Consider the following 13083-nt stretch of genomic DNA (forward strand, 5'->3'; position numbering starts at 1 on the left):
CTACTTTTCTATCCTCCAATCAATTTCAGGTAGATTGTGTTTTTTTAGTAATTCGTTTGTTTTTGAAAAATGCTTGCACCCGAAGAATCCTGCACTTGCAGAGTATGGAGACGGGTGTGCAGCTTTTAGAACATAATGTTTAGATGTATCAATTAATGCTTCTTTGGCTTGAGCAAACTTCCCCCAAAGAAGAAAAATCAAATTTTTTTTCTCCGATGAGAGTTTTTTTATAATTGTATCCGTAAACTGCTCCCATCCTTTGCCTTGGTGCGAACCGGGTTCTCCCGCTCTAACAGTCAATGTTGCATTTAAAAGTAAGATGCCTTGGTCTGCCCATGGTTCTAGGTTTCCTGTTGTTGGAATTTCTACTCCTAAATCAGTTTTCATTTCTTTATAAATGTTGACTAGGGAAGGAGGGGGCTTTATGCCTGGCGATACCGAAAAGCACAATCCGTTTGCTTGTCCTTTTCCATGATAGGGATCTTGTCCAATTATAACAACCTTTAGGTTTTCAAAATTGGTACGATTAAATGCAGAAAATATTTGTGGTCCTGGAGGATAAATTGTTTGTGTTTTTTTTTCCTCTACTAAAAAAGCTTTTAGCTCTTTAAAATATGGAGCATTAAATTCTTCTGTTAAAACGTTTTTCCAACTTTCGTTTAGTTGAGGGTTAATTTGAACTTCTGTGGTTTGCATCTATAGTTAGTAGTTTAAAAAAGGATATATTTATTTAAATAAGAAGATTAGTTGATATTTTTGTTTTTTGAAAGTTTTTGGTTTATATTTATACAAATAGTCATTTAAAATGAAAAAATCAATCGGTTATACCCTTTTAGTATTATTTGTTTCAGCAATCGTTTTGTCATCTTGTAAATCTCATGAACGTTGCCCTGCCTATACAAAAGCTGTTGTAAAGTCAACAGAAAAATCTATCTAGTTTCTTTTGTTTCCCACTTTATGGGTAAATAAAATTTATAGTTTGAATTAGTTCTGTATTTAAGCTCAATGCTACAGGACACGTTTTGGCTGCATTTTCAAGCATTTGTTTTTCTTTATCGGTATATGATTTTGGAAATTTAACGTCCAGTTTTATTTCATTCACTTTTCTAGTATTTACATTCATTATTTTCGTTACATCCACTACTGTATTAGTAATATCTACGTTTATGCGTTCCGCTAAAATGCCCATAATGGTCAGCATGCAATTTCCCAAAGAAGTTGAGAGTAAATCAGTGGGCGAAAAAGCTTCTCCTTTCCCATTGTTATCTAATGGGGCATCTGTAATTATTTTATTACCGGATTTTAGATGTGTAGCCTCTGTTCTTAAATTTCCTTGGTAAATTATTTGGGCAATGTGCATAAGCCTTTGTATATTTAATGTAGCTTAAAATTACAGTAAGCAAATAACTATTCCAACAAAGCAGTAGCTATGTTACTACAAATTAAACAACATATTTTTTTTTCAGTGATTCTGCTTTTACTAAGTAGTACATTCAACTCTTTTTCTCAGAATATACTTATTGGATTTGATAACTCATCAGCAATTCCACCTAGTCCATCAAAACCTGAATTGAAAGATGCTCTTTCTGCATCACAGCGAGGAGAAAATCTAAATGTATTGTATCGCAACGAATCATCGTTTGGTATTCTTGCGCACTCGAATGGATTTGGAGCAAATTACCGAAGAGGTAAGCATATAACTGCCAAAAAGAAAGGCATATTGGAGGTTGAGTTTGTAACAATGCGACATCCAAAAGAAGTAAAAATAAAAAATCAGAGTTACCAAAATTCAAAAGGTTTCTTCTACGGAAAAGTCAATTCGCTTTTTCTTATTCGTCCGGGTGTAGGGTATCAGAAAGTATTATTTGATAAAGCAGAGCGCAAGAGTGTGCAAATTCGTTTAGGTACTTTTTTGGGCGCCTCTCTGGGTTTTGCAAAGCCGGTTTATCTCGAAATATTGCAACCCTCTATTTTTCCCGGAGAGTTTAATGTAAAAGAAGAAAAATACAATTCGACCGAACATTATCCCGATAATATTTATGGCAGGGCTCCCTATTTAAGAGGATTTGATGAAATGAAAATTTATCCCGGAGGATACGCCAAGTTGGCTTTAAGTGTAGAATATGCCGATCATAACGAAGAAATTAAAGCAATTGAGACAGGTATTTCTGTTGATGTATTTCCGAAAACAATACCAATTATGGCACTAACACAAAATAATCAAGTGATGGTAAATTTGTATGTAAGTATGGTGTTTGGAAAAAAATGGTTTTAAGCGCATTGGTAAATTATGTCTGATACACTTCTAGAAAAAGAATCTTCAAAAATTAGTAAGCCCAATTGGTTGCGTGTTAAACTGCCAACAGGCAAGGAATATTTACACGTTCGCAAAACTGTTGATACACACAAGCTTCATACTATATGCGAAAGTGGAAATTGTCCGAATATGGGCGAATGTTGGGGTGCAGGCACGGCTACATTTATGATACTTGGAAACATTTGTACTCGCTCGTGTGGATTTTGTGCGGTGGCTACCGGGCGCCCAAAGCCTGTAGATTGGGAAGAGCCAAAGCGTGTGGCAGAATCGGTTAAGTTAATGGGAATCAAGCATTGCGTTATTACTTCTGTAGATAGAGACGAATTAAAAGATGGCGGTTCCATTATTTGGGAAATGACTATAAACGCCATTCGTGAGGCTAATCCGGGCACTACGATTGAAACATTAATTCCTGATTTTAAAGGCGAAATAGAGAATATACAACGCATTGCAAATGTAAAACCTGAGATTGTTTCACATAATATGGAAACAGTGCGGAGGCTTACTAAGCAAGTGCGCATACAAGCTAAGTATGATAGAAGCCTTGCTGTGCTTAAACAATTGGCTGATAGCGGTTGTACAACCAAATCGGGCATTATGCTAGGTTTAGGAGAAACAGAAGAAGAGATTTATGAAACAATGGATGATTTGCGTAAAGCAAATTGCAAAATTTTAACATTGGGTCAATATCTACAACCAACAAAAAATCATTTACCGGTGAAAAGTTTTGTTCATCCCGATAAATTTGCTTTGTATAAAAAGGTAGGCCTAGAAAAAGGTTTTGATTATGTAGAAAGCGGACCATTGGTACGTTCTTCTTACCACGCAGAAAAGCATTTGAAATAAAATTCTTGTTTACATAACTCTATAATTGGCACTTGCAATTATTCGAGAAAAATATTTTGGTGCTAGGAAGAAGTATCATCAAGCGCATTTGTTCTTCATCGCTTATTAGTATTACTCGCAAATCTAAGCGCTTTAAATTTTTCATATACTTAATTTCTTCCGGAAATGTTTCTATGTTGTTGCTCCAAAGGTCTAGCGTTTCTAAGTTTTCGAGCTTACCCATTTGTGCCGGTATAGAAGTTAATTCATTTTGATTGATGTTTAGATACGTAAGGTTTGCTAAGTCGCCAATTTGCTTGGGAAGTGTAGTGAGTTTATTTTTAGATAAAGTTAGAGATTGTAAGTTCTCTAATTCCCCAATGTTTTCGGGTAGTTCGGTGATTTTATTTTTACTTAAATCTAAATGGGTTAAGTTTTTAAATTTCAAAATTTCTTGTGGAAAAGCTTTTAGTTTTTGCTTTTTTAAATCCAACTTGTAAACCTCATTGGGTGTTTTTAGTGCTTCTTGCAAGGAGGTAAATGTTTTGGCATTGGCTAACCCTATTGAATCAAGAACTTGAGCTTGGGTAGCGAATGTAGAAAGCAAAAAACAAAAAATAAAAAGAAATTTATTTGCGTACATAATTGTAATAAGAGCAATAGAATTGTTTTCTGACTTAGCAATGAATCGGTTCATGTCTTTCATTTTCAATTTTTCAAATCATCAAATCGCTCAAGTACTTTTAATGAATTTACTTTGTCTAAATGTAGTTGATTTTTCAACTCATCCAACCCTGCAAATTTAGCTTCGTTTCGTAGTTTTTCAAAAAAGTAAATAACAAGATTCGTGCCATAAATGTCAAAATTAAAGTCAAAAATGTGTACTTCAATAGTTTTGTGAATGCCATTAACAGTGGGATTCATGCCTATGCTCAACATCCCTTTGTAAAAAACATTTTTGTGTTTTACGTGTACGGCATAAATTCCATCTCCTGGTATTAACTTTGTTTTGTCCTCTGCTTCAATGTTTGCTGTTGGATAGCCGATTGTTCTACCCAATTTTTTTCCTTCTACCACTTTGCCTGAAATAGAGTAGGTATAACCCAGATAAGAGTTTGCTGTCTTCAAATCGCCTATTGATAAAGCATTTCGGATTCTAGTAGAGCTTATTTCTATTTCATTTATATCAAAAGCAGATATCTCTTCAATATAAAAGTTGTGCGTTGCCGAATAGCTTTTTAATTGCTCAAAAGAACCTTCTCTATTTTTTCCAAAGTGATGATTGTAGCCAATAACAATGGCTTTAGGTTTAATAGAATTGAGTAAAATTTGCTCTATAAATTCGATTGAAGTCAGTTCCGAGAATTCTTTGGTAAACGGGTGAATAATTAGATTTTTAATGCCCGCTTTTTCGAGTAATTGTTTTTTTTCGTCTATGGTAGATAAAAGTCGAATTGAATAATCATTGGCAAGCACAATGCGCGGATGTGGGTGAAACGTAAGTATAGTGCTTTCTCCGTCAAATTTAGTCGCAAGTTCATTTAGTCGATTGATCAGCTTTTTATGCCCTAGGTGAACGCCATCAAAAGTACCAATGGTAATAATTGGGTTGTTGATTTTTTTATTTTCGTTTGTATGGTAAAAAATATTCACAGGCTAAAATGTAGGAATTATTTTTGTTAAAAATATATCTCATAAAGAAGAATTAGTCATATAATTCATTCTTTAAATGGTCGATACCTAATCTAATCCCTGAATTTTAGATTTGTTAATTTTAAGGATTACACATTTTTATTTGTTCCAAATAGGTCTTTTATGCAAGAGGTTTACAATTGTTAAAAAGTTTACCTCAAGCAATAAGTATCGTGCTGATATTCAGAGAGGTAAAAATACGATATCAACTGGTTTTTTTTCAATAAATTACTACCTTCGTACACGAAAAAATTAAACCATATTATATGTCTACTTTAAAAGGAAAAATTAGTCAAATTATTGGACCTGTTGTCGATGTTACATTTCATCAAGAAGGTGCTAAATTGCCTAATATATTAGATGCTCTAGAGGTTACTCGTCCTGATGGAACTGTGGTTGTTTTGGAAACACAACAACACATTGGAGAAGATACCATTCGTGCAATTGCGATGGACTCTACTGACGGATTGAGCCGTGGAACAGAGGTTACTTCTACTAACAGTGCAATTCGAATGCCGGTTGGCGATAAGGTAAAAGGACGTTTGTTTAACGTTGTGGGTGCTGCTATTGATGGTATTGAACAAGTAAGTAACGAGGGTGGATATTCAATTCACCGTAATCCTCCTAAGTTTGAAGATTTATCTACAGCAACAGAAGTGTTGTTTACCGGTATTAAAGTAATTGACTTGTTAGAGCCGTATGCAAAAGGGGGGAAGATTGGTTTGTTTGGTGGTGCGGGTGTTGGGAAAACAGTTTTGATTCAGGAATTAATTAACAATATTGCAAAAGGACATTCTGGATATTCTGTATTTGCAGGTGTTGGCGAAAGAACACGTGAAGGAAACGATTTGTTGAGAGAGATGATTGAGTCCGGTATTGTGAAATATGGCGATGAGTTTAAGCACTCTATGGAAAAAGGTGGATGGGATTTATCTAAAGTAGATAAAAAAGAATTAGAAAAATCGCAAGCAACATTTGTGTTTGGTCAAATGAATGAGCCTCCAGGGGCACGTGCTCGTGTGGCTTTGAGCGGTTTAACAATGGCTGAGTATTTTAGAGATGGCGATGGAAAAGGTCAAGGAAAAGACATTCTTTTCTTTATTGATAATATCTTCCGTTTTACACAAGCAGGTTCAGAGGTGTCGGCTTTATTAGGTCGTATGCCATCTGCGGTAGGTTACCAACCAACATTGGCAACGGAGATGGGGTTGATGCAAGAGCGTATTACATCTACAAAAACTGGATCTATTACATCTGTACAAGCAGTGTACGTTCCTGCAGATGACTTGACAGATCCTGCACCTGCTACAACTTTTGCTCACTTGGATGCAACCACAGTATTGAGCCGTAAAATTGCGGAATTGGGTATCTATCCTGCGGTAGATCCATTGGATTCTACTTCACGTATTCTTACTCCAGCCGTATTGGGTAACGAACATTATGATACAGCTCAACGTGTTAAAATGATATTGCAACGTTACAAAGAATTGCAAGATATTATTGCGATTCTTGGTATGGACGAACTTTCTGAAGAAGATAAGTTGGTTGTTCATAGAGCAAGACGTGTACAACGTTTCTTGTCCCAACCATTCCACGTTGCAGAGCAGTTTACCGGATTAAAAGGAGTATTTGTTTCTATAGAAGATACCATCAAAGGATTTAACATGATTTTGAATGGAGAGGTAGACGAGTATCCAGAAGCAGCTTTCAACCTAGTTGGTACTATTGAAGACGCTATTGAAAAAGGTAAAAAATTATTAGACGAAGCTGCTAAAAATTAAATTATTTGAAGGTGTGTTAATTGTATAATTAATGCACCTTCAAATTAAAAAAATTTCAAAATCGATATTTTATGTTTTTAGAAATTATTACTCCCGATACAAAGTTATTTAGTGGCGAAGTTGTATCCGTTTCTTTACCAGGCAAGGAAGGCTCTTTTGGAGTTTTAGATAAACATGCTCCAATTGTATCTAGCTTAAAACCCGGTAAAATTAAGATAATCGATAAAGACAAAAAGGAACTTTTTTTTGATGTAAAAGGTGGAGTAGTGGAACTTTCAAAAAATACACTTACCGTTTTGGCTCAATAGTTTTCGAATTAAATTCAATTTATTTTTCTTCCAAATACACAAACATTGTTGCCATTGCAGTATGAGTTACTTGCTGTGGGTTGTTGTATTCGCTAATCAATACATATTCGTGAGTTTTGTATAACTGAATTCCAGTTGTATCGGAATATGAATCTAGGTAAGCCAATCCAATCTTGTCTGAAAATGATTTGTTTTTGCCTTTAAATAAGCTTTTATTTTCTGTTTTATCTATTAACTCCAACGATTCTGAGTACGGATGTGCGTGTATACCAATAAAACGAATCTTGGTGTCGTATTTTAGGTCTAGCATTAATGTAATATTGCTGGTTAATTTTTCATATCCAGGTGCTATATTCCAGTGTCCAGTGTAGGTTCGGTTGTAGTTGTCTTTGTATGGATTAAAATTTTCGTCAAACACTCTTCCTGTGCAGCAAGCAGAATATGAAATAGTACTGCTTGTGTCGCCAATTGTAATTGGACTTGTGGGGCTAAATTGCTTGGGTGGTTTGGCAAATTCCCCTTCCGGACCAGATAATTGTTTGGTAACAAAAATGGCTTGCTGATATACCGGCTGCATTGAAAAATCTAACTCACTATCTTTTAAATAATATACTTTTACTCGTTGTTTAGTTGCAAGATGAATATTTGGGTAATTGTGATTTAGTGCTTGTGATGTAACGGTTAAATCTTGCCATGATGCAATAGGTACGCCATATCCTTTCGGTAATTTAATTTCGGTTTGACCACCGGTTAAAGTGAAAATTCTGCAAAAAGTGCCAATAGTATTGATTTGCCAAGGCGCTGTTGTTTTGTCGTATATGTCTAAATTATTGTGACATAAAAATATATCGGGCAATGGTTTGTTGTTCGAGTCTAGAATTTCTACAGAATAACCAACCAACCAATAAATTTCTGTTTTTTTTAAATAATTTAAGAAACGATTATTTCCTTTTGGACTGAGATTAATGTAGTTTACGTTAAACGGTCCTTTCATCGACATGTAAATACTGTCAATTACTAAATTGGGTGATACATATTCAAATGTGTGTAGGGGATATTTTTGTGAGTTGTTGAACGATTCCTTTTTAGATACATGTTTTTCATACCACTGAACAAAGCTTGGCTTGTTTTTTTTTGAACGAAAAAAATTAAATCCAAAGAATACTAAAATTGCAACGATGCAAAGTGTAATAAGGAAATTTAATTTATTTTGTTTTATGTAGTGTAGCATGGAACTGCTTATATCTGGTAAAGATAGCGGTAATTAGCGTAACAGTGTAACATGACCAACGAAAGTGTGTTCTTTTTGCTCAACATCGTCTGTAAAGGTAATTTGATAAATATACACACCTGTTTGGCATTTATTAGTTTTATATTCTCCATTCCAACCTTCTTGCGTGTTGTGTGTTTCAAAAATAAGTTGTCCCCAGCGATTAAAAATTCTAAATGTGTAGTCAGACGCCCCAATTACCTTAGGCAAGAACGTTTCATTGAGTTGGTCATTGTTGTAGGTAAATGCGTTTGGTACAAAAAATCTAAATTCCGGTAAAACTTCAAACGCTAATGCAAATGTATCTGAGCAGCCAATTCCATTTATTAGTATTTGCTGAATTGTATAGGTTCCTGGTGTTGTGTAGGAATGACTTATGTTGTTAAAATTACAGGTGCTATCTATCGTTCCATCGCCAAAATGCAAGTAGCAATTTACACCATTGATGCTTAAATCTGTTACCGTAACTTCCGGGTCAAAAATTGAAGTTGCCGTTTCGCTAATGCTTATTCCTGCTGTTGGAGATGGATTTACGGTTATACTATTGTTTTTAGGAAATGTAAATGTTTGTGTGCACCCGTTGTTGTCAATTGCTGTTAGTTGAACAGTAAATGAAAACAAACCAACGTTGGTATACGAAAACGATGTGGTTGGAGACGAAGATGTGGTGCCATCGTGAAATGTCCAATTGTAGGAGGCTACAGAGCCGGTTGCATTTGTAGTGTCTGCAAACAAAATGGTATATGGATTACAAACAACCATAGGCGAAAAATTAAATTGTGCTGTAGGCAATGGGAAAACCTCCACAGAGTCGATATAGTATTTAGTACATCCGTTTTCTGAAATGGTAAGTGTAACTGCATAAATTCCGGCTGCTCCGTAATTTACATTAGTTACATTTTGTTGATTACTTGTGTTTATGGAAGCCCCGTTTTCAAAGTCCCAAGTAAATAAAGTGCCCGGACCGCTAAATCCGGAAGCGGTGAACGAAAAATTATTATTTGTAATACATTGTCCGGAAGGTTTTATAAATGAGGGTTGCAGCAAAGGCTGAATATCATAGGTTGTGTAGGCTGTATCTTTGCACCCAAATCCGGTGGCTGCAATAAGTGTGATTGTATAATTTCCGGGTGCGGAAAATGTATAGGTAGGAGAGGATTGCGATGAGGTGTCTTGACTAGTAGTGGGGTCGCCAAAATTCCAAAAAAACGAGTTGGCATTTAAACTAGCGTTTGTGTAGGTTACAGATAGCCCACCACAGAACGATTGTTGTGCAGGTACAGATGCTGTAGGCATTGGGTGCACTGTAATTGTTTGAACAGAAGTTTTAGTGCACCCATTTTCTGATACACTAAGAGTTACAGTTTTTGTTCCTGGGGTAGAATATGAAATTCCGCTTGGGTTTTGTTGGTTAGAATTTGGTGGCGCTGCTCCTTGTCCAAAGTTCCAACTGAAATTTGTAATTGGTCCACTAAACGTCCCCCCTGCGGCAAACGAGAAATTACTGGTATTTAGACACTGTCCCGTTGGAGCTGTAAAGCTTGGGCTTAACAACGGTTGTATGTTAAAAACGGAGTATGCTGTATCTACGCAAGAATAACCTGGGTTTACAACTAGCATAACGGTATAAGTGCCTGCTGCAGGATATGTCCAGGTTGGAGCAACTATATTAGAAGTGTCGTTTGTAAGGGCGGCCTCTCCAAAGTCCCAATGGTAGCTAAATCCATTGATGCTATTGTTTAGAAAATTTACATTAAACCCGGTGCAAAATGTTTGCTGAGACGGAATAGATGCAACCGTATTATTCGGGCAGTTCATTACATTGAATTGAAAATCTCTTTTATGTATGTTTATTAAATTTCCATTTCGGTATTCTTTTACGCAAACGCCAACAACCCACTGTCCAATGGTATTGGGTGTTCCTGTCATTAATCCGGTTGATGGGTTTATACTCAGTGCAGGGTTAGAGGCCATTGGATAAGAGCCGTTGTATCCCGAAGTTGTATTGAATGGAACTGCTGTGTAAGGTGGGCCGGAAGGAGGAACCGGCATTGGGTTTAATGTGGTACCTCCATCGTATGGATCGCATAGCTCATATACCAACGAATCTCCATCGGGGTCGTTGGCAGAATGATCGAAAGTTATGGGCAAGCCTGCACACAAAAAAATGGGCGGGTAATTTATAAATCGGGGACTGTTATTAGTGGTAGCCACACTTTGGTCGGGAATGTAGGTCCAATACGTAGAGCCTACATTGCCCGGATTTACTAGATTTAAAATGGTGTTATTTCTACAGCAGCGTTGGTAGGCAAGATAGTAGCCACCTGCAATGGGTGGAAGTTGAATAAAGCCAACATAAACGGCTTCTTCAACACAAATATTTGTAGGTGTCTGGTAGCATGGATTATTAAAATTAGAGCTCAATAACGTAGAGCCAGGAAATGGAATACTTAACGTTGTAATAAGTACTCCGGAAGCATCGAAAATGCCAACGGAAGCAGGATTGTCAAACGGAGCTTGCCCATTAATGCAATCTCTGTAAACCTTGAGCGTGATATTGTAATTATTGTTCCCTAAGTAATCATAATAAATTTCTCCTCCTACAATGTGTGTTGACCACATGGATAAGCTTAGAAGTGTAAAGGTAAATAGTAGTTTATATTTTAGATTCAATACCATTTAAGTCTTTAAAGATAAGCGAACTAATTATGCTAGTCAATTTGTTATTAGATGTTCCTATCCCTTTCAAAGCTACTTTTTTCTAAGATTTAGTTCTAACCAAAATTTTATCATTATTAGGTTTTGGGTTGAATAATTGGTATAGCCTAGAATGAGAAAATTCTATTTTCTACTACTAATGGGCTTTACAAGAATTATTGTAACTTCGACTCCCATATGAATTACCTATCAGTTGACAATCTTTCCAAGACCTATGGAGAACGAATTCTGTTCAAAGGAATAAGCTTTGGATTAAGTAAAGGCGATAAAATTGCCTTAATTGCAAATAATGGTTCAGGAAAATCAACCCTTTTGAAAATAGTGGTTGGGAAAGACGATGCAGATAGCGGAATTGTTACCATGCGCAATGGTGTTAGAGTTGGCTACCTAGGTCAAGAGCCCGAGTTTAAAGCTGATGTTACGATAGAAGACATTATAAAAAACACCAATTCTACCTTAGTAAATGTTATAAAGGAATACGAAAAGGCACTTGCAGAGCAAACAGAAAACTACAATCCTGAAACATATGCTGTGTTTGAAGCTGCATCGCATAAAATGGACGAGCTGCAAGCTTGGGATTACGATACCAAAATGAAAACCATTTTGTCAAAATTTGGAATCGTACATATAGGACAAAAAATCTCCGCGTTATCCGGAGGACAAAAGAAGCGATTGGCATTGGCAATTTTGCTGTTAGATAATCCGGATTTAATTATAATGGATGAGCCTACCAATCACTTGGATGTTGAGATGATAGAGTGGTTGGAAGAGTATTTAGATCAGGATTCTATAACACTTTTGATGGTTACCCACGATAGGTATTTTTTAGATCGCGTGTGTAATTCTATTCTAGAACTTACAGATGGTAAGTTGTACAGACATGCCGGTAATTATTCTTATTTTCTAGAAAGACGTGCAGAGCGAGAGCAAGTTTACAATGTTGATTTAGGTAAGACTCAAAAGCTGATGAAGCACGAGTTGGAGTGGATGCGTAAAATGCCAAGAGCGCGTACTACAAAATCTAAATCTAGAATTGATGCGTTTTATGAAATAGAGGAGAAAGCAAAAAGCAGAAAAGTACAACAAGAATTAAAATTAGAAGTGAAGATGTCTCGTGTGGGTGGAAAGATTTTGGAGTTAAAAAAAATAAATAAAAATTTTGGAGATAAAAAAATATTAGCTGGTTTTGATTATACATTCAAAAATGGCGAGCGTATTGGTATTATTGGAAAAAATGGAGTAGGGAAATCTACTTTCTTAAATATTATTATTGGCACCGAGCAACCCGACTCAGGAAAAGTAAATACAGGAGAAACGATTATATATGGCTATTATTCGCAATCCGGAATAAAATTAAAAGAAGATAAGCGTGTAATTGAAGTAGTAAAGGATATTGCGGAAGTTATTCAATTAGCCGATGGATCTAAGCTTTCAGCTTCCCAATTTTTGCAGCATTTTATGTTCTCTCCGGAAATGCAATATACTTTTGTTTCTAAGCTGAGTGGTGGAGAAAAAAGAAGGTTGTATTTATTGACCGTGCTTATAAAAAATCCTAATTTTTTAATTCTGGATGAGCCAACAAACGATTTAGATATTCTAACATTAAATAAGTTGGAAGAGTTTTTAATGAGCTTTGGCGGCTGTTTATTGGTTGTTTCGCATGATAGGTATTTTATGGACAAATTAGTAGATCATCTTTTTGTATTTGAGGGTGATGGGGTTATTTCTGATTATACCGGTACGTATACCGAATATAGAAATGAATTGGACGAGAAAAAGGATGCTGGTGCAATAGAAGTAGCAATTCCTGTAGAAAAGGAGACTTCGAAAAGCAGCAATCTGGAGCCACAGGAAAACGCAAAGAAAAAGTTGTCGTATAAGGAAAAATTAGAGTTCGAAAATTTAGAAAAAGAAATAGCAATGTTGGAGTCGCAACGAAAACAACTGGAGCTTGAAATTTCAAACCCCGAAATTTCTCACGATGTACTATCTGAAAAGTCTCTGCAAATAGGAGTTTTGTTACAACAGATAGAAGAAAAAACCACTCGATGGATTGAATTGAGCGAATTGATTTAATCTGTTGATTTTTAGTGTGTTAAATTGAGGTGAAATGCGATTGTTTTCTGTCGCATTCTAATAATTACATTTTTTTTGTTTGAAAAACCGTAAGGA

Annotated in this window: 11 protein-coding genes; 5 read left to right on the forward strand and 6 right to left on the reverse strand. The window is 35.8% G+C overall.

Translation table 11 applies throughout. From position 1 onward, the window contains the following. Together ung and J0M08_02180 are read right to left on the reverse strand one after the other, a co-directional pair. The gene (gene ung, locus J0M08_02175; protein ID MBN8701842.1) at positions 1–696 is read right to left on the reverse strand and encodes a uracil-DNA glycosylase; all 696 of its coding nucleotides are present in this window, start codon (positions 694–696) and stop codon (positions 1–3) included. Between the two features lie 259 nt (positions 697–955). Beyond that, positions 956–1360, reverse strand: a complete 405-nt coding sequence (locus J0M08_02180; GenBank protein ID MBN8701843.1) for an OsmC family protein — start codon at positions 1358–1360, stop codon at positions 956–958. A 105-nt stretch (positions 1361–1465) separates the two neighbouring features. Here J0M08_02180 and J0M08_02185 point away from each other — a divergent pair, with 105 nt between their 5' ends. Both J0M08_02185 and lipA read left to right on the forward strand, forming a co-directional pair. Further along, positions 1466–2275: a hypothetical protein gene (locus J0M08_02185; protein ID MBN8701844.1), complete on the forward strand. Its 810-nt coding sequence runs from the start codon at positions 1466–1468 to the stop codon at positions 2273–2275. Positions 2276–2290: 15 nt separating this feature from the next. Beyond that, positions 2291–3163 carry a lipoyl synthase gene (gene lipA, locus J0M08_02190; protein ID MBN8701845.1) on the forward strand — a complete coding sequence of 291 codons (873 nt, stop codon included), beginning with the start codon at positions 2291–2293 and terminating at the stop codon, positions 3161–3163. A gap of 19 nt (positions 3164–3182) precedes the next feature. Here lipA and J0M08_02195 read toward each other — a convergent pair whose 3' ends face one another. Continuing rightward, complete coding sequence (locus J0M08_02195) at positions 3183–3839, reverse strand: leucine-rich repeat domain-containing protein (GenBank protein ID MBN8701846.1); 657 nt, start codon at positions 3837–3839, stop codon at positions 3183–3185. 11 nt (positions 3840–3850) lie between these two features. Beyond that, positions 3851–4795 (reverse strand): bifunctional riboflavin kinase/FAD synthetase, encoded by a 945-nt coding sequence (locus J0M08_02200; GenBank protein MBN8701847.1) that lies wholly within the window; start codon positions 4793–4795, stop codon positions 3851–3853. Between the two features lie 305 nt (positions 4796–5100). Between J0M08_02200 and J0M08_02205 the strand changes: the two genes are divergently transcribed. Next, positions 5101–6615, forward strand: a complete 1515-nt coding sequence (locus J0M08_02205; GenBank protein ID MBN8701848.1) for a F0F1 ATP synthase subunit beta — start codon at positions 5101–5103, stop codon at positions 6613–6615. A 71-nt stretch (positions 6616–6686) separates the two neighbouring features. Next, entirely contained in the window at positions 6687–6923 is a 237-nt protein-coding gene (gene atpC, locus J0M08_02210) for an ATP synthase F1 subunit epsilon (protein ID MBN8701849.1), read from the forward strand. 19 nt (positions 6924–6942) lie between these two features. On the opposite strand, the gene J0M08_02215 is transcribed toward atpC, so the two are convergent. Then, the gene (locus J0M08_02215) at positions 6943–8154 is read right to left on the reverse strand and encodes a hypothetical protein (protein MBN8701850.1); all 1212 of its coding nucleotides are present in this window, start codon (positions 8152–8154) and stop codon (positions 6943–6945) included. 33 nt (positions 8155–8187) lie between these two features. After that, a complete protein-coding gene (locus J0M08_02220; GenBank protein ID MBN8701851.1) occupies positions 8188–10872 on the reverse strand; it encodes a PKD domain-containing protein in 2685 nt (894 codons plus the stop codon). 216 nt (positions 10873–11088) lie between these two features. On the opposite strand from J0M08_02220, the gene J0M08_02225 reads away from it, so the two are divergent. Beyond that, positions 11089–12987: an ABC-F family ATP-binding cassette domain-containing protein gene (locus J0M08_02225; GenBank protein ID MBN8701852.1), complete on the forward strand. Its 1899-nt coding sequence runs from the start codon at positions 11089–11091 to the stop codon at positions 12985–12987. Positions 12988–13083: the final 96 nt, after the last annotated feature.

The organism is Bacteroidota bacterium (assembly GCA_017303975.1).
GTDB lineage: Bacteria > Bacteroidota > Bacteroidia > JAFLBG01 > JAFLBG01 > JAFLBG01.

Bases quoted from the DNA above. Each gene is read 5' to 3' on its own strand.
- ung (MBN8701842.1), bottom strand. From the start codon at position 696: ATGCAAACCACAGAAGTTCAAATTAACCCTCAACTAAACGAAAGTTGG.
- J0M08_02180 (MBN8701843.1), bottom strand. From the start codon at position 1,360: ATGCACATTGCCCAAATAATTTACCAAGGAAATTTAAGAACAGAGGCT.
- lipA (MBN8701845.1), top strand. From the start codon at position 2,291: ATGTCTGATACACTTCTAGAAAAAGAATCTTCAAAAATTAGTAAGCCC.
- J0M08_02195 (MBN8701846.1), bottom strand. From the start codon at position 3,839: ATGAACCGATTCATTGCTAAGTCAGAAAACAATTCTATTGCTCTTATT.
- J0M08_02205 (MBN8701848.1), top strand. From the start codon at position 5,101: ATGTCTACTTTAAAAGGAAAAATTAGTCAAATTATTGGACCTGTTGTC.
- atpC (MBN8701849.1), top strand. From the start codon at position 6,687: ATGTTTTTAGAAATTATTACTCCCGATACAAAGTTATTTAGTGGCGAA.
- J0M08_02215 (MBN8701850.1), bottom strand. From the start codon at position 8,154: ATGCTACACTACATAAAACAAAATAAATTAAATTTCCTTATTACACTT.
- J0M08_02220 (MBN8701851.1), bottom strand. From the start codon at position 10,872: ATGGTATTGAATCTAAAATATAAACTACTATTTACCTTTACACTTCTA.
- J0M08_02225 (MBN8701852.1), top strand. From the start codon at position 11,089: ATGAATTACCTATCAGTTGACAATCTTTCCAAGACCTATGGAGAACGA.